General features: G+C 51.9%; 20 protein-coding genes and 1 riboswitch. Of the genes, 10 read left to right on the forward strand and 10 right to left on the reverse strand.

The genetic code is table 11. The features are described 5' to 3' along the window. Positions 1 to 7 precede the first annotated feature (7 nt). The 4 genes from JOD20_RS24785 to JOD20_RS24800 are packed head-to-tail and all read left to right on the forward strand — an operon-like array spanning position 8 to position 3898. Positions 8 to 838 (forward strand): ABC transporter ATP-binding protein, encoded by an 831-nt coding sequence (locus JOD20_RS24785; RefSeq protein WP_239584065.1) that lies wholly within the window; start codon positions 8 to 10, stop codon positions 836 to 838. An 18-nt stretch (positions 839 to 856) separates the two neighbouring features. Beyond that, complete coding sequence (locus tag JOD20_RS24790) at positions 857 to 1942, forward strand: ABC transporter substrate-binding protein (protein ID WP_204757855.1); 1086 nt, start codon at positions 857 to 859, stop codon at positions 1940 to 1942. A 59-nt stretch (positions 1943 to 2001) separates the two neighbouring features. Then, a complete protein-coding gene (locus tag JOD20_RS24795) occupies positions 2002 to 3057 on the forward strand; it encodes an ABC transporter substrate-binding protein (RefSeq protein ID WP_204757856.1) in 1056 nt (351 codons plus the stop codon). A 28-nt stretch (positions 3058 to 3085) separates the two neighbouring features. Continuing rightward, positions 3086 to 3898, forward strand: coding sequence for an IucA/IucC family C-terminal-domain containing protein (locus tag JOD20_RS24800; RefSeq protein ID WP_204757873.1), 813 nt, complete (start codon positions 3086 to 3088; stop codon positions 3896 to 3898). Positions 3899 to 3975: 77 nt separating this feature from the next. On the opposite strand, the gene JOD20_RS24805 is transcribed toward JOD20_RS24800, so the two are convergent. After that, complete coding sequence (locus tag JOD20_RS24805; RefSeq protein ID WP_239584066.1) at positions 3976 to 4395, reverse strand: organic hydroperoxide resistance protein; 420 nt, start codon at positions 4393 to 4395, stop codon at positions 3976 to 3978. A gap of 124 nt (positions 4396 to 4519) precedes the next feature. Here JOD20_RS24805 and JOD20_RS24810 point away from each other — a divergent pair, with 124 nt between their 5' ends. The 5 genes from JOD20_RS24810 (at position 4520) to JOD20_RS24830 (ending at position 11163) form a co-directional block, all read left to right on the forward strand. After that, complete coding sequence (locus JOD20_RS24810) at positions 4520 to 4969, forward strand: MarR family winged helix-turn-helix transcriptional regulator (protein WP_204757857.1); 450 nt, start codon at positions 4520 to 4522, stop codon at positions 4967 to 4969. A gap of 281 nt (positions 4970 to 5250) precedes the next feature. Continuing rightward, entirely contained in the window at positions 5251 to 6855 is a 1605-nt protein-coding gene (locus JOD20_RS24815) for a CTP synthase (protein WP_204757858.1), read from the forward strand. Positions 6856 to 7294: 439 nt separating this feature from the next. Continuing rightward, a complete protein-coding gene (locus tag JOD20_RS24820; protein ID WP_204757859.1) occupies positions 7295 to 8464 on the forward strand; it encodes a glycosyltransferase in 1170 nt (389 codons plus the stop codon). Continuing rightward, on the forward strand, positions 8461 to 9747 hold the full coding sequence (locus JOD20_RS24825) for a glycosyltransferase family 4 protein (RefSeq protein ID WP_204757860.1): 1287 nt from the start codon (positions 8461 to 8463) through the stop codon (positions 9745 to 9747). The genes JOD20_RS24820 and JOD20_RS24825 overlap by 4 nt, the downstream gene beginning before the upstream one ends. Before the next feature lie 24 nt (positions 9748 to 9771). Beyond that, a complete protein-coding gene (locus tag JOD20_RS24830) occupies positions 9772 to 11163 on the forward strand; it encodes a TolB-like translocation protein (RefSeq protein ID WP_204757861.1) in 1392 nt (463 codons plus the stop codon). A gap of 95 nt (positions 11164 to 11258) precedes the next feature. Here JOD20_RS24830 and JOD20_RS24835 read toward each other — a convergent pair whose 3' ends face one another. The 9 genes from JOD20_RS24835 to JOD20_RS24875 form a co-directional block, all read right to left on the reverse strand. Beyond that, positions 11259 to 11864: a glycerol-3-phosphate acyltransferase gene (locus JOD20_RS24835; RefSeq protein WP_204757862.1), complete on the reverse strand. Its 606-nt coding sequence runs from the start codon at positions 11862 to 11864 to the stop codon at positions 11259 to 11261. An 11-nt stretch (positions 11865 to 11875) separates the two neighbouring features. Next, positions 11876 to 12763, reverse strand: coding sequence for a diacylglycerol/lipid kinase family protein (locus JOD20_RS24840; RefSeq protein WP_204757863.1), 888 nt, complete (start codon positions 12761 to 12763; stop codon positions 11876 to 11878). A 70-nt stretch (positions 12764 to 12833) separates the two neighbouring features. Next, entirely contained in the window at positions 12834 to 13598 is a 765-nt protein-coding gene (locus JOD20_RS24845) for an SDR family NAD(P)-dependent oxidoreductase (RefSeq protein WP_204757864.1), read from the reverse strand. Positions 13599 to 13873: 275 nt separating this feature from the next. After that, positions 13874 to 14665, reverse strand: coding sequence for a uroporphyrinogen-III C-methyltransferase (gene cobA / locus JOD20_RS24850; protein WP_204757865.1), 792 nt, complete (start codon positions 14663 to 14665; stop codon positions 13874 to 13876). After that, positions 14662 to 15261 carry a precorrin-2 dehydrogenase/sirohydrochlorin ferrochelatase family protein gene (locus JOD20_RS24855; RefSeq protein WP_204757866.1) on the reverse strand — a complete coding sequence of 200 codons (600 nt, stop codon included), beginning with the start codon at positions 15259 to 15261 and terminating at the stop codon, positions 14662 to 14664. The genes cobA and JOD20_RS24855 overlap by 4 nt, the downstream gene beginning before the upstream one ends. A 262-nt stretch (positions 15262 to 15523) precedes the next feature. Next, entirely contained in the window at positions 15524 to 17185 is a 1662-nt protein-coding gene (locus JOD20_RS24860) for a nitrite/sulfite reductase (protein ID WP_204757867.1), read from the reverse strand. After that, on the reverse strand, positions 17182 to 17736 hold the full coding sequence (gene cysC / locus JOD20_RS24865; protein ID WP_204757868.1) for an adenylyl-sulfate kinase: 555 nt from the start codon (positions 17734 to 17736) through the stop codon (positions 17182 to 17184). The genes JOD20_RS24860 and cysC overlap by 4 nt, the downstream gene beginning before the upstream one ends. A gap of 86 nt (positions 17737 to 17822) precedes the next feature. Next, entirely contained in the window at positions 17823 to 18974 is a 1152-nt protein-coding gene (gene sat, locus JOD20_RS24870; protein WP_204757869.1) for a sulfate adenylyltransferase, read from the reverse strand. Between the two features lie 97 nt (positions 18975 to 19071). Next, positions 19072 to 19776, reverse strand: a complete 705-nt coding sequence (locus tag JOD20_RS24875; protein ID WP_204757870.1) for a phosphoadenylyl-sulfate reductase — start codon at positions 19774 to 19776, stop codon at positions 19072 to 19074. Between the two features lie 68 nt (positions 19777 to 19844). Then, a riboswitch (SAM riboswitch) is annotated at positions 19845 to 19957 on the reverse strand. A 204-nt stretch (positions 19958 to 20161) separates the two neighbouring features. Between JOD20_RS24875 and msrA the strand changes: the two genes are divergently transcribed. Next, positions 20162 to 20716 carry a peptide-methionine (S)-S-oxide reductase MsrA gene (gene msrA / locus JOD20_RS24880; RefSeq protein ID WP_204757871.1) on the forward strand — a complete coding sequence of 185 codons (555 nt, stop codon included), beginning with the start codon at positions 20162 to 20164 and terminating at the stop codon, positions 20714 to 20716. Positions 20717 to 21059 lie beyond the last annotated feature (343 nt).

Below are 21059 nucleotides of genomic sequence, written 5' to 3' on the forward strand. Positions count from 1 at the left end.
GGATGTGATGTTAGCAACCGATACATTAACCTTGGGCTACGATGGCCCCAACATTCTCGATCAGTTGTCGATCACGCTGCCTGCCGGGCAGATTACCGCTTTGATTGGCCCCAACGGCTGTGGCAAATCGACCTTATTGCGGGGTTTGGCACGTTTGATTAAGCCCAAGCATGGCGCAGTTGTGCTTGATGGCCACGATGTGCAGCGCATTCCGACCCGCCAATTAGCAACCCAACTTGGTATTTTGCCGCAAAATCCGGTTGCACCCGAAGGCTTGACCGTGCGTGAGTTGGTGGCCCAAGGCCGCTATCCGCATCAGCGCTGGTTTCAGCAATGGTCGGCAGCAGATGAAACAGCGGTGCGCTCGGCGCTCGAAATTACCAACATGGTCGAATTGGCCGATCGCGCGGTCGATGCGCTTTCTGGCGGTCAACGCCAACGCGCATGGATCGCTATGACCCTCGCCCAAGAAACCGATATTATCCTGCTTGACGAGCCAACCACCTTTTTGGATTTGGCCCATCAAGTTGAAGTCTTACAGCTTTTAGAACAGCTTAATCGTCAATCAAGCCGCACGATTGTGATGGTGGTGCATGATTTGAACCATGCCACGCGCCATGCCGATCATGTGATTGCGCTGCGGGCTGGCGTTGTGCAAGCCGCTGGAGCGCCGCGCGATGTAATTACACCGTCGTTGTTACGCGCTGTGTTTGGCATCGAAGCTGAAGTTATCCCCGATCCGCGCACCGGCGTGCCATTGTGCATTCCGTATGGTCTGTGTGCTGCGGAACCTACAGATACCCTGTTGCATGCGGATGCTGTTGGCAGCCGCGCTTAACCCTAGGAGTAACTTTCAATGGTTCGTTTTTCTCGTTTACTCTCGTGTGGCTTGCTATTGACGGTGTTAGCAGCCTGTGGCGGTGCAGCCAGCACCCCAACTAGCGTTCCAGCAGCGACCGCGGCTCCAACCGAGGCTGCCGCCGCTACTGCCACAACCGCGCCAACAGAAGCCGCTGTGGCTCAACCAACTGCCACCGCCGCTAGCGATACAACCACTAATTCTGGCAATCGCACCTTCACCCACGCCTTGGGCGAAATCAGCATTCCCAATGTTCCACAACGGGTTATCGCCCTCGACTGGATGTATTTGGAAGATGTTGTGGCCTTGGGCGTGCAACCAGTTGGTGCAATCGATTTGGAAAATTATCCCAAGTGGATTGATTTGCCATTGACGATTGATCCCAGCGTGGTTTCAATCGGTGCAAATCCAGCGCCCGATTTTGAAACGATTGCCGCATTGAAGCCTGATTTGATTTTGGTTGGCTCGTTGCGCGGCGAAACGATCTACGATCAATTGAATGCCATCGCTCCAACGATGATGTTCAATCCCTACTTGAAAGAGGGCGAAGGCCATCCATACGCCGAAATGACGACGACTTTCAGCACAATTGCCGCAGTCTTGGGCAAAGAAACTGAAGGCGCACAAGTGTTGGCCAAGATGGAACAAACTTTTGCTACTTCCAAAGAGCAATTGGCTGCTGCTGGTTTGGCTGATGCCAATGTGTTGGTAGCCCAAACCTACGCCAGCAACAACGCTGCTGAAGTGCGTTTGTTCACCGATAACGCTGCGGTGATGGAAATCATCAAACGTTTGGGCTTGAAAAACGCTTGGTCAGACCCAACCTACCAAGTGTGGGGCTTCTCGTCAGTTGGCACCGAAGCCTTGGCTCAATTCAGCGATATTCACATGCTCTACATCACCGAAGAAAATAACGATCCCTTCCAAAGTGCCGCGATCAAACCCTACTGGGATAGCCTAGAGTTTGTCAAAGCTGGCAAGGCCCACACTTTGGATAGCCAAACCTGGACCTTTGGTGGCCCAATTGCCGCCGAAGTCTTTGCCCAACGGGTTACGGAAGCGCTCTTGTCGGAAAGCAAATAAGCCTGATTTAGCGCTGGCCGTTTGAGAATAGCAAGCGGCCAGCAGGAATAGATACAACAATGCAACGATTTTTGGCATTAATTGGCTTGGTCAGCATTTTGGCTGCCTGTGGTTCATCGGCAGCAACGACCGCTCCAACGACCGCCCCAACCACTGCTGCCGCCGCAACCGCGACGACTGCAACAGAAGCAACCGCTGCCGCGACTGAAGCCGCCGCCGAAGCAACCACTGCTCCAGCTGACACTGCTGGCACGCGCACGATCAAGCACGTGATGGGCGAAACCACGATCACTGGCGTTCCTCAAAAGGTCGTTGTGCTCGAATGGGTCTATGTTGAAAATCTTTTGGCCTTGGGCGTGCAACCAGCAGGCGTTGCCGACATCGAAGGCTACAACAAATGGGTTGATGTCCCCGTTGAATTAGGCCCAACTGCGGTTGATGTTGGCACGCGTGGCGAGGCCAACCTCGAAACGATTGCTGCAATCAAGCCTGATTTGATTATTGCGCTTAAGTATGATGCTGAAAAGAACTATGCCCAATATAGCGCCATTGCCCCTACCTTGGTCTTCAATCCCTATCCTGAATCAGGCGATCAATACACTGAAATGATCGAAACCTTCAACACGATTGCCGATGTGCTGGACAAAACCGAAGAAGCCAAAGCTGTGTTGGCCAAAATGGAGCAAACCTACGCCGAAGCCAAGCAAACCTTGGCTGCAGCAGGCTTTGAAAATGCTCCCTACGTGTTGGCTCAAGCTTACACCTCAAACAGCGCCGCCGAAATTCGCTTGTTCACCGACAACTCGATGATTGCCAAATTGATCGCTAAAACTGGGCTTAAGAATGCCTGGACTGACAGTACCTTCCAAGTCTATGGCTTCTCGACCGTAAGCAGCGAAGCGTTGGCTGGGCTGGGCGATATTCACTTTATGTATGTTGTGGCCGATGATGATAACCCATTTGCCAGCGGCACGATCAAGCCATTCTGGGATAGCCTTGATTTTGTAAAAAAAGGCCAAGCCTATCCATTGGGTGGCGATGTTTGGTTCTTTGGTGGCCCCTTATCAGCAGAAGTGCTGGCCCAACGCGTTGTCAAGAGCTTGACCAAGCAATAAAAAATGTTTATTGATAGAGGATGTGCATATGCATGTAGAACGTAGCCCACTTGCCCAAAGCTTCGAACGCGCCGTAACCTTGGATCAATACTTGGTTGCGCGGATTGTCGAACCAACCGAGCCAGATTGGGTCTCAGCTACAGCATTGACCGATCCAGCGATGTTGAACACCATTCTTGCAAGCTTTGCGGAAGTTCGCAAGCTGGAAAAGCGTCGTTTGGCCGGCTCGTTCTTTATTAGTTCGTATGTTTGGTATCTGGCTGGGGCAGCGATTGCCAGCTTATTGATCGATCAACGGGTTCCCGACATGGATCGATCCAATGTGTTGGCGCGTTTCCCCAGCAACGACAACGGCCATCAGCCAGAAGTCGCCTTTGCTTCGCAGCGGTTTTTCGGCTTAACAGCTGATCAAGCGCATGCGAATGTAACCGTCGTTGCCGATAAAGCCAGCTTGCGCGAACAATTTCGCCAGCAATTTGAGCAACATCTTGCGCCAGTAGTGCAATTGGTCGCTGAGCAATCAGGTTTAGGCCAACGTGCTCAATGGAACATCATCGCCGATCGCTGTGCAGGTATTTTCTTGCGGGTTGGCCAGCGCCTTGAGCAAGTTGATGTTGCTTGTGCAGAAGGCTTGGCCTTCGTTGGCGCTAAAGGTTCAGCCATGAAGGCCAGCAAAACTGGCTATATTGAGCTGAATACGGCCAGCGATCAATGTGCAACGTTCCTGCAACGCGGTGGTTGCTGCTTATACTATCAAGTTGAGGGCGGCCAAAACTGCAACGATTGCCCATTATTGCCAGTTGCCGAGCGCGTACAACGCCTGACTGGTATCAGTAACTAAACAATTTGGATTGAACTTGTCTAAAGCAGTAGCGCAGAGAATTATTGTTCTCTGCGCCTCTGCGTTAAAACTCGACGTTATTTTACGATCAGCTCAACGTCGATATTGCCACGGGTTGCGTTGCTGTATGGGCAAACGGTATGCGCTTTTTCGACCAAGGCCAAGGCGGTTTCGCGCTCGACTTTAGGCAAATCGACGGTCAAGGTGACGGCCAAGCCATAGCCACCTTGAGCATTTGCGCCAAGGCTGACCGTGCCAGTCACGCTTGAATCGCTAGCATCGGCTTTGGCATGTTTGGCAACCAAGCTCAAGGCACTATGGAAACAGGCAGCATAGCCAGCAGCAAACAATTGCTCAGGGTTGGTCGCGCCACCAGGCCCGCCTAATTCCTTGGGCGAGGCTAAATCGAGGGTCAAGCTGCCATCAGGTGCAGTTACTTGGCCAGTGCGTCCGCCGCTTGCAGTCATCGTGGTCGTATATAAGGTTTTAAGTGCCATAATTGTCAAGCTCCTTCAAACATAGTAAATTTATATTTATGGCAATTATATTGTGTGCAATTCAATTTGTCAAGAGCTAATTTTCATGCTACGGTGCTGTTATGCAAAACATAGGAGGCCGACGATGAATTTGGCAGAACAGGGCTTATTGTTGGAGCAACAATTGTGCTTCGATGTGTACGCGGCCTCACGCGCAATTAACAAGGCGTATCGGCCACTATTAGAGGCGTTGGGTTTGACCTACCCGCAATATTTGGTGATGTTGGTGTTGTGGCAGCACGAAGCCCAAACCGTCAAGCAGCTTGGCGAGCAGCTTCAGCTTGATTCGGGCACGCTTTCGCCATTGCTCAAACGGCTAGAAAGTGCTGGCTTTTTGCAGCGTCAACGCCGAGCCAGCGATGAACGTGAAGTTGAAATTCAATTAACTGAAGCTGGGCGGGCTTTGCGCCAGCAGGCTAGCAATGTGCCAGCCTCAATTTTTCAAGCACTTGGTCTCAATGCGAGCGATTATTTTGAGCTTAAACGCTTGCTGCACCAAGTTATGGCTTCGGTTGAGGCCAATAGCCCTGATTAAGATTAAGCAATTCGCGTCAAAAGAATAATTCTGGCTAGCTTTTAGTCCGATTACAATCCACAAATTGCCCTTTAGGGGGTGCAGGGGGATGAAAACCCCCTGCGTTCCCCGCCTAACGGCGGGGCGGAGGGGTGGTGATCGAGTTAAATTGATGAAACCTTGAACTTAAACTTGGTAGCTTTCATTTAAGCCACAATCTACAATCAACCCATCTATGGTATAATCAAGGCCCGTACTGATGTATTCAGTGCGGATTTTTTATTTAACGCGGAGCACAGTCAATGACGAAGTATATTTTCGTAACGGGTGGCGTAGCCTCATCGGTGGGCAAAGGGATCACCGTGGCCTCGCTGGGCCGTTTGCTGAAAAGTCGTGGTATTAGCGTTTCAATTCAGAAACTTGATCCTTATATCAATGTTGACCCCGGCACAATGTCGCCCTACCAACATGGCGAGGTTTTTGTGACCGAAGATGGAGCCGAAACCGACCTCGACTTGGGCCACTACGAACGCTTTATTGATGAAAATTTGTCCCGCGTTAATAACATTACAACCGGTCAAATTTATTCTTCCGTGATTCAAAAAGAGCGCCGTGGCGATTTCCTCGGCGGCACGATTCAGGTTATTCCGCATATTACTAACGAAATTAAGAGCCGCGTGGCCCTCGTTGCCAAAAATACCAGCGCCGATGTGGTGATTGTGGAAATTGGTGGCACGGTTGGCGATATTGAAAGCTTGCCATTCCTCGAAGCAATTCGCCAAATGAAAAAAGATGTAGGCCGCGATAATGTGATCTATATTCACGTCACATTGCTGCCCTACCTCCAAGCCAGCGGCGAACTCAAAACCAAGCCAACCCAACACTCAATCGCCGAATTGCGCCGCGTCGGCATCTCGCCAGCGGTTGTGCTTTGTCGCTCCGATTTGCCAGTTGATGATGAAATTCGCGAGAAAATCGCCCTGTTTGCTGATTTGCCCACCGAGGCTGTGGTTGCCCTGCCAACCGTTGAAACAATCTATGAAGTGCCATTGGTTTTGGAAGAAGCAGGTTTAGGCGATTTAATTTGCGAACGCTTAGCTTTGGCTGCGCAGCCAGTCCAGCTCGATGAATGGCGCTCGTTGGTTGCTGGCATCAAACAGCCAAAACGCCATACAACCGTGGCAATTGTTGGCAAATATGTTGAATTGCGCGATGCTTATATGAGCGTTGCCGAATCGGTGCGCCACGCTGGTTGGGCGCAAGATATTCAGGTCGAGATCAAATGGGTCTCATCGGAAGAACTTGAAGTTGCCGATCCGGTGACGATGCTTGGCGATGTGCAAGGCATTATCGTGCCGGGCGGCTTTGGCTATCGTGGTGTTGAGGGCAAAATTCGCGCTGTGCGCTATGCTCGCGAAAACAAGATTCCCTTCTTGGGCTTGTGTTTGGGCATGCAATGCGCCACGATTGAATTTGCGCGCTTTGCACTAAACGCTCCCGATGCCAACTCAACCGAGTTTAATCCTAATACCAAACTGCCGGTGATCGATTTTATGCCTGATCAATTGGATATTAGCGACAAGGGTGGCACGATGCGGTTGGGCGTGTACCCCTGTATTTTAGCGCCAGGCAGCAAAGCAGCCAAAGCCTATGGCCGTGAATTGGCCCTGGAACGCCATCGCCATCGCTTTGAATTTAACAACAAATATCGCAAAGCCATGGAAGCAGCTGGCTTTGTGATTAGCGGACACTCGCCTGATGGCCGTTTGGTCGAGATTGTTGAGTTGCGCGACCATCCATGGTTTGTGGCTTCGCAATTCCACCCTGAATTCAAATCGCGGCCAAATAATCCACATCCATTATTCCGCGATTTTGTGCAAGCTGCCTTGGAGCAAAGCGCAGAGTAAGCTCAAAGTCAAAGGGCAAAAGGCAAAACTATAGCCAAAATGTTTTGGAGATCGGGCGTGTCGTGGCTCGATCTCCATCTTTTTTTAACGCAACGGTGCAGAGCAACCAAAGGATGAAGTATGAAGGATGAGGGATGAAGTAAAATCAAAAGGCAGAAGTCAAAAGGCAAAACCTGAATCCCATAGCCAATAGCCCTTTGCGCTCTTCGCGGTTTCCGGCCTTCGTGCCCTTCGTGGATGACTAACGCAGAGGCGCAGAGCTTTTTTTAGCCATGAATTCACCGAATTTCACCAAATTATCCTTCTATCTCTAAATTCATCCTTCATCCCTCATCCTTCATAATTTCTCTGTTCTATGCTCTTTGCTCTATGTTCTATGTTCTCAGCTTAGCGTTTGCAGCTATAATAAAGCTTGAACGACAAACTGTAGGGATTGCCTGTGAAAGTCTTATATATCGCCAGTGGCATTCGCGTGCCTGGCGCGTTTGGTGGCGCAATTCATACAACCGAAGTCGCCAAAGGGCTAGCCCAACTTGGCGTTGAAATGCACGTGGTGACGCGCCCAGCCCAAGGCCAACGGCGCAAGCCATGGCAATTGCCCAAGCATCAAACTGACTCGATTACCTGGTACGAAGCTGATTTGCCGAAGCCCTTAAGTTTATTGGGCTATGCAGCGATTGCGCGCTTGGTACGCGAGTTGCAGCCCGACGCAGTGATGGAGCGCTATTACAACTTTGCTGGCGCAGGTATTTTGGCGGCAGCTCGCCAAAAAATACCAACCTTGTTGGAAGTTAATGCCTTAATTGTTGACCCTCCACAGGTGCGCAAACGCCAAATAGATGATGCTTTGAGCTGGCTTTTGCCTGGCAATTCTGGCCCGATGCGGCGCTGGGCGGCGTGGCAATGTCGGCATAGCAGCAAAATCGTAACACCGCTGCATACAACTGTTCCGCCAGAAATCGAGCGTAGCCGCATTGTCGAATTGCCATGGGGCGCGAATGTTCAGGCATTTAGACCCCAAACCAAGCCGCTAGCTCAGCCAGTGTTTGTGTTTCTTGGCTCGTTTCGGCATTGGCATGGCGTAACCGATTTTATTCAAGCGGCGATTCGCTTGATTCAGCAAGGCAGCCAAGCGAAATTTTTATTAATTGGCAGCGGCCCTGAACAAACAGAAGCGCAACGACTTGCCGCGCCATATGCTGAACATTTTGAATGGGCTGGAGCAGTGGCGCATGAACGAGTGCCAGCCTTATTGGCTCAAGCAAGTGTTGGGGTTGCGCCATTTAATCCGGCCCGCCACCCAGCGTTGCAAGCAGCAGGCTTCTTTTGGTCGCCGCTGAAAATTTACGAATATATGGCCGCAGGCTTGCCCGTGGTGACGGCGAACATTCCGCCATTGGATACTATTATTCGACCACAGCAGGAAGGCGGGTTGTTTGAAGCGGGCAATATCGCCGATCTTGCGCGAGTAATGCAGGCAGTTGCCAACGACCCGCAACGCCAACAATGGGGCCAAAATGCCCGCCAGCGCGTGGTTGAACATTATTCATGGGAGCAACATTGCCAAGCCTTGAAGCAAATTTTACAAACGATGATTACTCAGCCATGAAACCGCTACACGTGCTTTTGCCAAGCGATGTCTTTCCGCCGCGGACTGGTGGCGCTGGCTGGAGCAGCCATGCCTTAGCGCTGGCCTTGCTCGAACGCGGCCATCAGGTAACTGCTTTGGTTCCCAAAGCTGGGCTTCGTGGCCTCCAACGGCGGGTTGAGGCGGGCGTGCCCGTGGTTGAGGTTGGCTATCAACCTTCACGCTTGCCGTTTGTGGCCAATTGGTCGCGCTTTGAGCTGTTCTGGCCGCAATTTGCCCAAGCAATTGTCGAAACTATCGGCGATCAACGTGAGCATGTGATTATCCATGGCCAGCACGTCCAAGGGATTGGCGCAGCGGTGCTGGCTGGGCAACAGCTTAATCTGCCGGTGGTGGCAACCGTGCGCGATCACTGGCCAAACCATTATTTTGGCACCAATTTACATGGCGATAATGTGCCATTAGACAAGTTTGGTTGGGCGGCAACCGCGACTGATATGCTGGCGCGGCGCAAGCCTTTGCTGGGAGCGCTCTCGTTATTGGCCATGCCCTATGTTCAAGCGCATATGCGTTGGCGACGACAGCTTTTGCAGGCCTGCGACGCAGTAATTTCGTTGAGCGATTACATTACGCAGCGGCTTAGGCCACTGATTGCGCCCGAAAAACTATGGCCAATCCCAAATATGGTTAATTTGCCGGCGATTGCCAAAGTGCTAGCAACACCTGCCCAAACGACCATTAACCAAGCATATGTGTTGTTCACTGGCAAATTGGCCCGCAACAAAGGCGCGTATTTGCTGCCTGAAATTATGGCAAGCATGCGGGCTGCTGGTGGCGATGCAACCTTAGTGATTGCTGGCGGCCAGAATCCAGCCCTCGTGGCAGCGATTCAAGCCCAAGGTGTGGAGGTAATTGCCCTGGATTGGGTTGAACATGACGAGGTTTTGCGCCTCATGGCAGGAGCCAAACTGTTGCTCTTTCCCTCAACCTGGGGCGAGCCGCTGAGTCGGGTTTTGCTGGAGGCGTGTGCAGTTGGCATGCCAATTGTGGCAATGTCTACGGGCGGCACGCCAGACCTAATCACCCATGGCTATAACGGCTATTTGGCCCACTCAGCCCACCAACTTGGGCGGTTGGCAGCAGAATTGTTGGCAAATCCGCAGCGAGCCAAACAACTTGGCCAAGCTGCCCACCAAACTGCACAAACCAGATTGGCCGCGCCGGTGGTGGTTTCCCAGATTGAGCAACTTTATTGGACATTATTGACTCAGCACGCGCAGCGAGCGCTGACTGGGTACGATTAAGTTACTGTGTAGGAGAAAAGGCGTATGCGTCGATTGGTTTCTTGGTTGCTCTTGGCGCTGATCCTGGTAGGATGTAGCGCAACGCCAGCAACTGTTAATCTCACCGTTACCCCGAATTTACGTCAACAAACTGCAACGGCTATTGCTTTAGTAAACCAAGCGCTGCAACGCCCAACTGCCACAGCAACCATAACCGCTGAGCTTGGCGCGCCAACGCCAACTCGCTCAAGCGCTGTGCAGGCAACCCCAACCCTCAATCTTGGCCCGATTACGGTCACGCCGTTGCCAACCGCAACACCCTTGGAAAGCCCAACGCCAACCGAGACTCCCTTGCCGTCCGCAACGCCAACGCCCGAACCAACCGCAACTCCAGCGCCACCAAGCGCCAGCAGTGGTTGGATCTATTTTGAGCGGGCTGGTGGCTTGTGGAGCTACGATGTTAAGCTCAAAACTGAACAATTAGTTGCTGAACGTGGCGAGTTGGCACGGGTTTCGCCAAATGGTACCAAAATTGCCTATTTGGATAATCGCACCTTGTTTGTGGCCGATCGTGATGGTGAAAATGCTCAAGCCTTGACCACCAATGTCAACGAAGCGCCGCGTTGGGCACCAGATAGCACGGCCTTGGCGGTGGTCAGCGGCAATGCTGATAATCGTTATCCCTTGGCGTGTGCCAATGATAGCCAATTGATCGTTGTCGATTTGAATAGTAATACCAGCACAACCGTTGCTCAAGGTTGTCAACCAGCATGGTCGCCCGATGGCAAACGCTTGGCCTATGTCTCGCCAACAATTGGCGATATTAACGAAGGCTTCAACACGGTTGGCCTGGTTGGTCGCCAAGGCCAAAATGGCTGGACTCCAGTCAGTGCGCCAGTCCAAAACGCTGCCTTCCCTGATCCACGGCGAATTTTCTATGCGCCGTTCTGGAACCGCGACGGCAGCACGTTGTATAGCTTTGGTTTTATTGGCTATCGGGTGTTGATCGATTTCAGCACGCTGGAACAGATCGATCCGATTAATGGTGGCACGCAGCCGATTGGTTTGGCGATGGATGTGCAAAGTGCTAGCGTGCGGCCAACCTTGCGCGGTGATGGCGTGGCCTATATTTCACTCGGAGCCAAGGGTAGCCCGATGTTGAATGTGATGAGCACTGGCAATCAACCCCAAGTTGCCGATTATATTGGCACCGCAATTGAAGTTTCGGCTTTGGTTGAATATGGCACGGAGTTTGTTTCGCAAGCGACGTGGGCACCTGCTGGCGAAATTTTGGCCTTGGTGGTGTGTGCCAACGATGGCTATGCTTGCACGCCAGGCGGCAGTGGCACGATTCAACTATATGATCCCAAAACCAAACTCAGCACCACCTTGATTCAAAATGTCGATGCCGAAGGCAGCATCGATTGGGGTCGGTAGTAGGTAGGGGTCAGGGTTCAGGGGCGAGGGATCAGCGATTATTATAATCATTAGCTCTCGCCCTTCATGTTCTTCGTGTTCTTCGTGGTTAAATATCAATCTTTAAACGGATAATCTTGCCAGAGCTTGGTGAGGATGATGATGGCACATGCTGCAATACTGAGCCAAACAACATCTCCATAACCAAGCAGATAGGCTGCGATTGGCGCGGCGCTGATCATCACCAGCGCTGCCCAACTGCTGCGCTTCAGCACCAAGGCAAAAAATGCTCCTACAGCCAAAAGTGGCAAGGCCAAAATCGGCGTAAATACGCTAATCACGCCCAGCCCGGTGGCTAAACCTTGGCCACCAACCAGCAACATCCAGTGCCGCCAATGTTGCCATGGGGTTTTGAAACTGCGCAGCAATAAATAGGGCGAGTAGCAATGGCCCAAAACCGCAGCCACCCCAACCACTGCAACCGCCAATTTGTTGGCGAATAGCGCATCAGTTAGCAGCATTGGGATGGCTGATTTAAGCGCATCGAGCACTAAAACCAACACTCCAGCCCCAGCCCCAGCCACTCGCAACGAGTTACGCGCCCCAACATTGCCTGAGCCAGTCGAGCGCACATCGTGGCCGCTCAGCAAGCGCACCACCGGCACAGCAAAGGGGATTCCGCCAATTAAATAGCCTAAAATGCCCAATAATACTAACTGCATAACAAAACCCTCTACACCCGAATCGTCAATGCTGCTGGCTGAATGCTGATGCTGATGTCGTGTAAGCTTGCGCTAAACACCTCACCATCGACATGAACGGGCACGCCCCGCTCGCTATACAGCTTAAAGGTGCGGGTTTTGAGCATTGTCACACTTGGCAAATCGCCATGGGTTCCTTGGCGCACCCGAGCCGAATCGCGCACCATCGACCAGCGTGATTGCTCGCCGGTTAGGCACACATCAAGCAAGCCATCGTCGATTTTGGCCGCAGGCGTGACCCAAAAGCCGCCGCCATGATAGCCACCATTGCCAACCGTCGCCATATTGATCCGTTGTTGCAGGGTTAAATCATCGGTTTCAATCAGCAGATCGCGGGCTTCGTAGCGCAAAATCGATTTGAGCACGGCAATGATATAGACCAAGCCACCCTTGATGCGTTTGAGTTTTTGGGCCTCAATCGCCACATTTGCATCCAAGCCAATGCCCACGCCATTAATAAACCAGTGTTCGTTAATCATGCCCAAATCGATCTGGCGCAACTGATTGTTGGCAATCGCCCGAATCGCCTCAACGATGCTATTGGCTGGTAATTTGAGCATTTTAACAAAATCGTTGCCCGTGCCAAGCGGCACAAAACTGAGCGGCAGCTGAGAGCCAGCCATACCATTCACAATTTCATTGATCGTGCCATCGCCGCCAGCAGCAATAATGCCATCCCACGTGCCTTCGGCAACGCATTGCTGAGCTAAACTCGTGGCATGGCCAACGTGGGTGGTTTTGAATAAACTGGCTTCAAGCCCAAAATGGCTGAGCATGGCCATAATGTGTGACGCTTGGTGGGCTGCACGTTGACGATTGGAATGGGGATTCAAAATGACTGCTAGCCGCAGTTGTGACATCGTGAGTCTCCTCGTAATTGCAGAGTGCTAGCAGCATTATAGCAGGGGCAGGTAAATTCTAAAGGCGTTGCTAGGCCATAATCGAGCCGCAGGTAAGATTGGCAATTGTGCCAGTCATGGCGCTGGCATAATCCGAGGCGAGGAAGCTTGCTGCATTGGCAACCTCGTTTAAGCGTGGTAAACGCCCAAGTGCCGTGCCGTCTTGCATATAGCGCTGAATTTGCTCGGCGGGATTATTCCAAGTTTCAGGTAGGGCATCGGAGCGCAGGCAAACCACACGCACATTCTGCGGGCCAACTTCGCCCGCCAAACTATGGGTAAAGCCTTCGATCGCAAGGCAGGCGGTGCTAAAACCACCAGTTAAATGATAGCGCCGTTCACGGCCTGATAGCACTGATGACGATGCCGAGAGGGTCAAAATCACGCCTGATTGTTGCTGTACCATCTGGCGAGCAGCGGCGGTGGCAGTCAAAAAATGGGTTTTCACGCCAGTCATAATTGGCGTAGTGAAATCATCAGCTGGCATTTGAATTAATGGCGTGCCCTGCAAATCACCGCGAATCCAAATCGCATTGAATGAAATATCAATCCTGCCTGTTTTGGCCAGCAGTTCGGCTAAATGATGTTCAATTGCTGCCTGATCAAGCGCATCGACGATCGCAACCTCGGCCAAGCCACCAAGCTCACGAATTTCGTTGGCGAGTGTTTCGAGCGATGTTTGATTGCGGCCTGTCAGGAAAACCCGTGCGCCTTCGCGGGCAAAGCCACGGGCCACCGCGCTGCCAATCGAACCTGCTGCGCCATAAATAACCGCAATTTTGTCGCGTAACAGCATCACTCAGCTCCTTGTATAACTTAAAATGAAACATATGTTCGTTATTGTAGCCAACAAAGAGCGTTAAAGTCAATGATTAAATGATGATCCACGAAGAACACGAAGCAACGAGGGTTCAGAATTCACGTGTCAGGGATCAGTTTAAAAGCATACAGCATCTGATCCCTAGCCCCTAAACCCTGAACCCTACTGTTCTCTGCGGCTCTGCGTTAAAAAAAGATCAGGCTATTGCTAGCCCGATCTCTATGTTCTATGTTCTGTGCTCTATGCTCTCGCTACGCAAATGCGCGCACAACTTCGGGCATTTCGAGCACCGTTGATTCAAACCAGTTGAGTTGTTCGCGTAGCGCAACCACTTCGCCTACAATCAAAATGGCGGGTGCGCTAATGCCAACGGCTTTAACTGCGGCCTCAATCTGATCAAGCGGCGCGACCACGGTTTTTTGCTGCTCAGTCGTTCCCCAGCGAATCACGGCGGTTGGCGTATCGGCAGGCCGACCATTGGCAATCAAGCTCGCAACCGTGTGGTTAATCCGCGAAATACCCATCAAAAAGACCAAAGTATCAACGCCTTGGGCCAAGGCCTGCCAATTGATGCGGCTGGTTGGCTTGGTTGGATCTTCGTGGCCAGTTACAAACACCACTGATGAGGCAACATCGCGATGGGTGACTGGAATGCCAGCATAGGCAGGGGCGGCAATTGCTGAAGAAATGCCTGGCACAACTTCCCACGCAATTCCGGCGGCGCTGAGCGCTGCTGCTTCTTCGCCACCGCGCCCAAACACAAACGGATCGCCGCCTTTGAGCCGCACGACCAATTTGCCACGTTGGGCATGCTCAATTAAGGTCGCGTTAATCCAATCTTGGCTGGCTGAATGTTGGCCGCCACGTTTGCCAGCTGGAATCAGCTCTGCATCGCTGCGCGCTTCGGCCAATAATTCGGGCAAAACTAAGGCATCGAATACGATCACATCGGCACTTTGCAAACGGCGTAAGCCTTTGACCGTGATTAAATCGGCGGAGCCTGGGCCAGCTCCAACTAATGAAACAAAGCCTTCGCGGGTCATAAATCCTCCGTTGGCAAGTGATTGGGCCTCGTGGTCGGCTCTTCGGCTAAGGCAGCTAACAGTTGATCAAAATAGCGCTCGCGTTCGGCGCTGCTGAGGCTGGCGAGTTGGCTGCGTTGGCTTGCGACAACTTGGGCCAGCGTGGCATAGCGTTGATCAAAATAGCTGCTCAGCTGTTGGCGTAGGTAGCGACTTAAGGCTGGGCTGGCCCCGCTACTACTGATGCTAAACAATAAAGAGCCTTGGCGATGGCTTGCGGTTGTGATGAAATTACCCTCTTCAGCAGCATCGGCGATATTGAGGAGGATTGGGCGGTTGTGGCATTCTTGGGCAATTTGCTGGTTGATTGAACGCTGGTTGGTTGCGGCAACAACCAAAAACGCCTGATCACAATCACCAGTCTGGTATTCACGGGCAAGGTGCTGAATGTGGCCGTTGGCTTGCCAGTGCTGAAGTTGGGCTGTGAGGTCAGGGCTGATCACAATTGGGCTTGCGCCGCCTGCAATTAAACCGGCAACTTTGCGCTCAGCCACCGTGCCGCCGCCAACCACCACACAGCGTTGTTGGGCTAAATTGGTCAAAACTACTGGGTACATAGCAATCAGCCTTGAGCCGCTGAATCAACAGCAGCGCCAAACAGCAGTGGTTGGGCAAAAGCTGCATTGCAAATCATGTGGGCAAGCCTAGTATAAGCAAAATCTTGCTTTTGCGAAGCCATAAAACAATTATTTTCTATCGAATTTGCGCCAGATTCCCTCACCCCAACCCCTCGCCCATCCGATGAGCGAGGGGCTTTTTGGTGTCCGGCTCCCCCTCGCCTCGCGGACGGGAGAGGGGGCTGGGGGGTGAGGGAACGCACTAGCGGCTTTTATTCCACGAGCCTTCTTCAGTCCAAACGCCTTCCTCGGTTTCTGGCTGGCCAAAGCCGAGATAGTCGCGCAATTGCTCGTCGGTTTGGCGTTTGGCCCAATGCCGAAACTGGTCTTCGGGGCTGGTGCGTTGGGCTTGGTAGGTCGTTACCAAGTTGCCCAAACGATCGGCTAGCTCCGACCAAGGCACTTTGGTTGCGACACGGCGGGCAATCGCTGCATCGTCGCCTAAGGCTCCGCCAAGCAGAATATCGGCTGCTGGCAACTTGTTTTTGCTGCCATCTGGGTTGCGAATTACGCCGCCCTGCAAGCCAATATCGGCGATGCTATGTTGGCTGCACGAGTGCGGGCAAGCAGAAAGATGGATGCGCAACGGCACATCAAGCTCAACTTTATTATCCAAAGCTCCGGCCAATTGCCATGCGGCTTCTTTGGTTTCGATTGTGGCAAAGTTGCAGTAGGGCAAGCCAGTACAAGCCACCACCGTGCGTTGAATTCGTGGCCCATTTGGCTGTAATTCTTGCAATAATGGCTCAGCCAGCAAGCCATCCAAGCGGGCTTCAGGAATGTAGGGCAAGAGTAAGTTTTGGCTGTGGGTCAGGCGAATTTCGCTTTGACCATATTCGCGTGATAAACGAGCAGCCTCGCGAATTTGGGCTGGCGTGATGCGGCCAGTTGGCACAAGCAAGCCAACCCAGTACAGATTTGGCTGCTTTTGGCGAAACACACCAACCACATCGCCGCTATAGACTGCTGGCGGCACGTCGGTTGCCGCTCGTTCCAAGCTATGGCCAAGATAGCGCTCGACCTCTTCGCGGAAGCGTTCTGCGCCCCAATCGGCAATGAGATATTTGAGCCGCGCATGGTTGCGCTTTTCGCGGTAGCCAAAATCGCGATAAACCAAGGTTACTGCACGCGCTACTTCGACGACCAATTCGGGATCGGCGGGCACAAAAACATCAATATTTTGGGCCAGATATGGCTCGTGCGAAAGTCCGCCACCAACCCAAACGTTATAGCCCAGCACAATTTCGCCATCGATTTCTTTACGGCCTGGCGTAAAGGCCAAGTCGTTGATTGGAGCTTGGGTTGCGTCGAGGCCGCCGCCAGCGACCGAAATTTTGTATTTGCGCGGCAAGTTCGAGTAATCGGTGTTGTAGGCAAAGTGCTCGTCAAGTGCCTTGAAAAATGGCCGTGGATCGAGCCATTCGTCGGCGGCAATGCCCGCAACTGGGCTACTCACAACGTTACGTGGCACATCGCCACACGCTTCAATTGACGAAAGGCCAACGCTTTCCAAGGTCTGAAACACGGTTGGAATATCGCGCAGGGCAATCGTATGCAATTGGAAGGTTTGGCGGGTGGTGATTTCGACCCGTCCTGGAGCGACAGTTTCGGCCAATTGCACAATTGCATCAGCCTGATCAGCGGTCATGATGCCGCCTGGCAAGCGTACCCGCAGCATAAAAAAGCCATCTTTGGGCTTATCGTGATACAAACCATACCATTTGAAACGGTTCATATCGCTTTCGGTTACGTCATTAATATCGCCGCTTTGGGCGTAGCGATAAATATCATCGAGCACCGCCAAGCCGTCTTTTTCGATTTTTTGCAATTCTACGGGGTTGAGTTTTTGGGTTGTAGCAGTCATGCGACCTCCTCAACGGCGGCAACCGTCGGTAGATAGCCAAGTTCCTCAAGTTTGTTGATAATGCGGGCAACGCTGGCATCGAGCGCTTCGGCGTGGCTTGGAATCACCACTTCGGGGTTGGTTGGCGGTTCGTATGGGTCGGAAACCCCAGTGAAATGGGGGATTTCGCCAGCCAACGCTTTGGCATACAAGCCCTTAACGTCGCGGTCGATACACACTTCCAAGGGACAATCGATATAGACTTCGACAAAGCGGGCGGTGCTGGAGCGAATTTCCTCGCGGGTTTGGCGATAGGGCGAGATGGCGGCGGCAATTGCCACTCCGCCATGGCGCGCAACCAAATCACAAACCCAGCCAATCCGCCGCACGTTGGTATCGCGATCTTCTTTCGAGAAGCCCAAACCTTTGCTCAAATGGGTCCGTACCACATCGCCGTCAAGCACCTCAACGCGTTGTTCGCGTTCGCGCAGCACTTCCGCCAATGCCGCTGCAATCGTCGATTTGCCTGCGCCTGATAATCCAGTAAACCAAATAATATAACCTTGGCTCATACAAAAATCCTTTATGGGAACGATGAAGCTCACTACTTCCCTTGCTAGAGCATAAAACCCTATGTTCTATGCTCTATGTTCTTTCGTTACGCAGCGATCAATTCTTCGATAACTTCGCGGCGGCTGAACTCTGGTGGTGGCAATTCGCCGCGTGACAAGAGCGCGCGCACGGCAGTGCCACTCAAAATAACGTGGTGTTCGTGAGAGTGCGGGCAGGTTTTGGCCGAAGCCATTGCGCCACAGCGTTGGCAGTAAAAGGTATGTTCAAAGAACAATGGCGTAATGCCCAAGGCAGCAGGATCAAATTCGCTGAAAATCGCTTGCGCATCGTAGGTGCCGTAATAATTGCCAACCCCAGCGTGATCGCGGCCAACGATAAAGTGGGTGCAGCCATAGTTTTTACGATTCAACGCGTGGAAAATCGCTTCGCGAGGGCCTGCATAGCGCATTGGCGCAGGGAAAACGCCCAGCAACACCCGATTGGCGGGATAATATTCACGCAGCAAGCGCTCGTAGGAACGCACGCGAGCTGGCGCAGGAACATCATCGCTCTTGGTGGTGCCAACCAAGGGGTGCAACAACAAGCCATCAACAACTTCTAAGGCACATTTTTGAATATATTCGTGGGCGCGGTGCACAGGGTTGCGGGTTTGGAACCCAACCACGGTGCGCCAGCCAGCGTCGCTGATCGATTGACGAACTTCTTGGGGCGTGCGTGGCAAGTGTGGGAACGCGCCTTGTTCAACCTGCAACAACCAAATCGAGCCACCAACTCGCCAGCGGGGTGCTGCATACAAGCGAGCAACGCCAGGGTGCGTGCCTTCGGTTGTGCGATACACATGTTGGGCTTCGTATTCAACATCGACGGGGAAAATATCTTCAACTTCGAGCACTGCCAAAATTGTGCCTTGCTCGTCGGTTAAGGCCACTGGCTGATCAAGCACCAAATCGTAGGCTTGATCTTCGGTAATTGGCAAGGTAATTGGAATCGACCATGGCAAGCCATTTTTGAGGTGCATGGTTTCGACGACCGCCTTGTAGTCGTGGCGATTTAAGAAACCAGTTAAGGGGCTGTACGAGCCAATCCCCAGCATTAAGAGATCAGCGCGATGCGGTTCGTCGAGCAAAATCTGCGGCAAATCTTGGGCCGATTGCAACAAGTTTTCGCGCAGCAAACCACTAGGAATCCGATTGACCAACGTGCCGCCGTGAGGCAAAATTAATGATGAAACAGCCATTGAAGCACACCCTCGAACATAGAATAATAGCTACCATAAAGTAGTGACTTTATGATAATCAGCATTGATTACACATAACATAACGAAAGCTTGAAAATTAGATATGGAGTCCACACTCGGTTTTATTAAAGCCAGCCCAGCGTCCGCTGCGTGGGTCACCGTTCACAGGGTGGCTTGTACAAGTATGACATCCGAGGCTGGTATAACCTTGGTCAAGCAATGGATTATATGGCACACCATTGGCATGAATGTAACGCCAGATATCGCGTTCAGTCCACAAGGCTAGGGGGCAAATTTTAACCAATTGATGTTTGTCGTTCCAAGAAACGACCGGTGTATTGGCGCGGGTGCTGCTTTGGTCGCGGCGCAGCGCGGTGAGCCACGCGTCGTATGGCGCAAGCACATTTTTGAGTGGCTCGACCTTCCGCAGCTTGCAGCACAAATCGGGATTCGTGCCCCAAAGCTCGGGGCCGTGGGTTGCAGCTTGTTCGGCCACAGTTTGGGCTGGGCGCGAATATTGCACCGTAATTCCGTAATGCTTTTCGATTTGCTCAACCAAGGCATAGGTTTCGCTGAAAAGCACGCCGGTATCGAGCACCAACACTGGCAGATTTGGCTCGATTTTGAGCGCCATATCGAGCAATACCATGCCAGAAGAGCCGCCAAACGAGCAAGTTAGGGCCAAGTTAGGGAAATAATGATCGATCGCCCACCGCACAATTGCTTGCGGAGTTTGGCTCGTTAATTGCGTATCTAAGGCTGTCAGAGCCTCGCGGCTTGGCAAGGTTGCGTGCATGACCATAAAAAAAACCTCATCTGTATATTGGGCAGATGAGGAGTAGGGATCGTGGCATTAATGTCACAAACTACTGCTCATCTGTCAGACATCACTGTCGGAATTAGCACCTTAAACTTAACTGATCAGGTTAAGTATGGTTGCTGGAGCTTCGTCGGGCCGATCCCTCCGCTCCTCTGGATGAGTGCAACGGGTATATATTTTTAAGCTGCGAGGAATATAACATACTTGATAAACAAAGTCAAGAATTATTCTAGCGTATTTTAGTCAAGAATTGGAGTATACTTAATAACGGATGAGTTCAACGGATGTTTTAGGCCTTTCCAAAGCCAAATTTTGTTTTAGCTAGCTCTCTAGCTAGTAGTTGCGATAGCAAAGGATAGTTAACTAAATGACTCAACAATATGCCCAAGCAACGCTTGGTAATGGTTGTTTTTGGTGTACCGAGGCCGTATTTGACGACCTGCAAGGGATTATTAGTGTTGAATCTGGCTATGCTGGGGGCCATGTTGCCAACCCCAGCTACGAAGAGGTTTGTGGCAAAAAAACCGGCCATGCCGAAGTTGTGCGCTTAACCTATGATCCAAGCGTGATCAACTTTAGCCAAATCTTGGATGTCTTTTTTGCCACCCATAACCCGACCACATTGAACCGCCAAGGCAATGATGTAGGGCCACAATATCGCTCGGTGATTTTTTATCACGATGCTGAGCAAAAAACGCTTGCCGAGCAAGCGATTGCCAATTTGAACGCAAGTGGCCAATGGCCAGACCCGATTGTGACCGAAGTTACGCCGATTAATAACTACTATGAGGCCGAAGATTATCACCAAGAATATTTTGCCCATCACCCATTCCAGCCCTATTGTATGGCGGTAGTTTCGCCCAAAGTCCAAAAATTTCGCAAAGAATTTAGTAAGCAACGCAAATCAGAGCATAGAGCATAGAACACAGAGCGTAGAGCATAGGGATGAAAATTCAGGCTATAGGCTATTGGCTTTCGGAAATAGATTAAAATTTCCATCATTAAATCCCGTAACCAATAGCCAATAGCCCTCGCTCCCTTCGCGCTCTTCGCGCGCTTCGCGGTTCCGTGCTTCGTCGCATTTGACAAGGCTGCCGATCTGCGGTAGAATCCACGGGCTGTCAACGCATGACTTCAAAACGAGTCACGACACACCAACTGAGACCTTCGCCCACGGACACGCGATTTGACAAGAATGAGCGGCTGTGGTAGAATCCTCAGGCTGTTGACCGACAGCACGATGTTTGCTCAACATCACACAATTT

The organism is Herpetosiphon giganteus, from assembly GCF_016907925.1.
Lineage (GTDB): Bacteria > Chloroflexota > Chloroflexia > Chloroflexales > Herpetosiphonaceae > Herpetosiphon > Herpetosiphon giganteus.

Bases quoted from the DNA above. Each gene is read 5' to 3' on its own strand.
- JOD20_RS24785 (WP_239584065.1), top strand. From the start codon at position 8: ATGTTAGCAACCGATACATTAACCTTGGGCTACGATGGCCCCAACATT.
- JOD20_RS24790 (WP_204757855.1), top strand. From the start codon at position 857: ATGGTTCGTTTTTCTCGTTTACTCTCGTGTGGCTTGCTATTGACGGTG.
- JOD20_RS24795 (WP_204757856.1), top strand. From the start codon at position 2,002: ATGCAACGATTTTTGGCATTAATTGGCTTGGTCAGCATTTTGGCTGCC.
- JOD20_RS24800 (WP_204757873.1), top strand. From the start codon at position 3,086: ATGCATGTAGAACGTAGCCCACTTGCCCAAAGCTTCGAACGCGCCGTA.
- JOD20_RS24805 (WP_239584066.1), bottom strand. From the start codon at position 4,395: ATGGCACTTAAAACCTTATATACGACCACGATGACTGCAAGCGGCGGA.
- JOD20_RS24810 (WP_204757857.1), top strand. From the start codon at position 4,520: ATGAATTTGGCAGAACAGGGCTTATTGTTGGAGCAACAATTGTGCTTC.
- JOD20_RS24815 (WP_204757858.1), top strand. From the start codon at position 5,251: ATGACGAAGTATATTTTCGTAACGGGTGGCGTAGCCTCATCGGTGGGC.
- JOD20_RS24825 (WP_204757860.1), top strand. From the start codon at position 8,461: ATGAAACCGCTACACGTGCTTTTGCCAAGCGATGTCTTTCCGCCGCGG.
- JOD20_RS24830 (WP_204757861.1), top strand. From the start codon at position 9,772: ATGCGTCGATTGGTTTCTTGGTTGCTCTTGGCGCTGATCCTGGTAGGA.
- JOD20_RS24835 (WP_204757862.1), bottom strand. From the start codon at position 11,864: ATGCAGTTAGTATTATTGGGCATTTTAGGCTATTTAATTGGCGGAATC.
- JOD20_RS24840 (WP_204757863.1), bottom strand. From the start codon at position 12,763: ATGTCACAACTGCGGCTAGCAGTCATTTTGAATCCCCATTCCAATCGT.
- JOD20_RS24845 (WP_204757864.1), bottom strand. From the start codon at position 13,598: ATGCTGTTACGCGACAAAATTGCGGTTATTTATGGCGCAGCAGGTTCG.
- cobA (WP_204757865.1), bottom strand. From the start codon at position 14,665: ATGACCCGCGAAGGCTTTGTTTCATTAGTTGGAGCTGGCCCAGGCTCC.
- JOD20_RS24855 (WP_204757866.1), bottom strand. From the start codon at position 15,261: ATGTACCCAGTAGTTTTGACCAATTTAGCCCAACAACGCTGTGTGGTG.
- JOD20_RS24860 (WP_204757867.1), bottom strand. From the start codon at position 17,185: ATGACTGCTACAACCCAAAAACTCAACCCCGTAGAATTGCAAAAAATC.
- cysC (WP_204757868.1), bottom strand. From the start codon at position 17,736: ATGAGCCAAGGTTATATTATTTGGTTTACTGGATTATCAGGCGCAGGC.
- sat (WP_204757869.1), bottom strand. From the start codon at position 18,974: ATGGCTGTTTCATCATTAATTTTGCCTCACGGCGGCACGTTGGTCAAT.
- JOD20_RS24875 (WP_204757870.1), bottom strand. From the start codon at position 19,776: ATGGTCATGCACGCAACCTTGCCAAGCCGCGAGGCTCTGACAGCCTTA.
- msrA (WP_204757871.1), top strand. From the start codon at position 20,162: ATGACTCAACAATATGCCCAAGCAACGCTTGGTAATGGTTGTTTTTGG.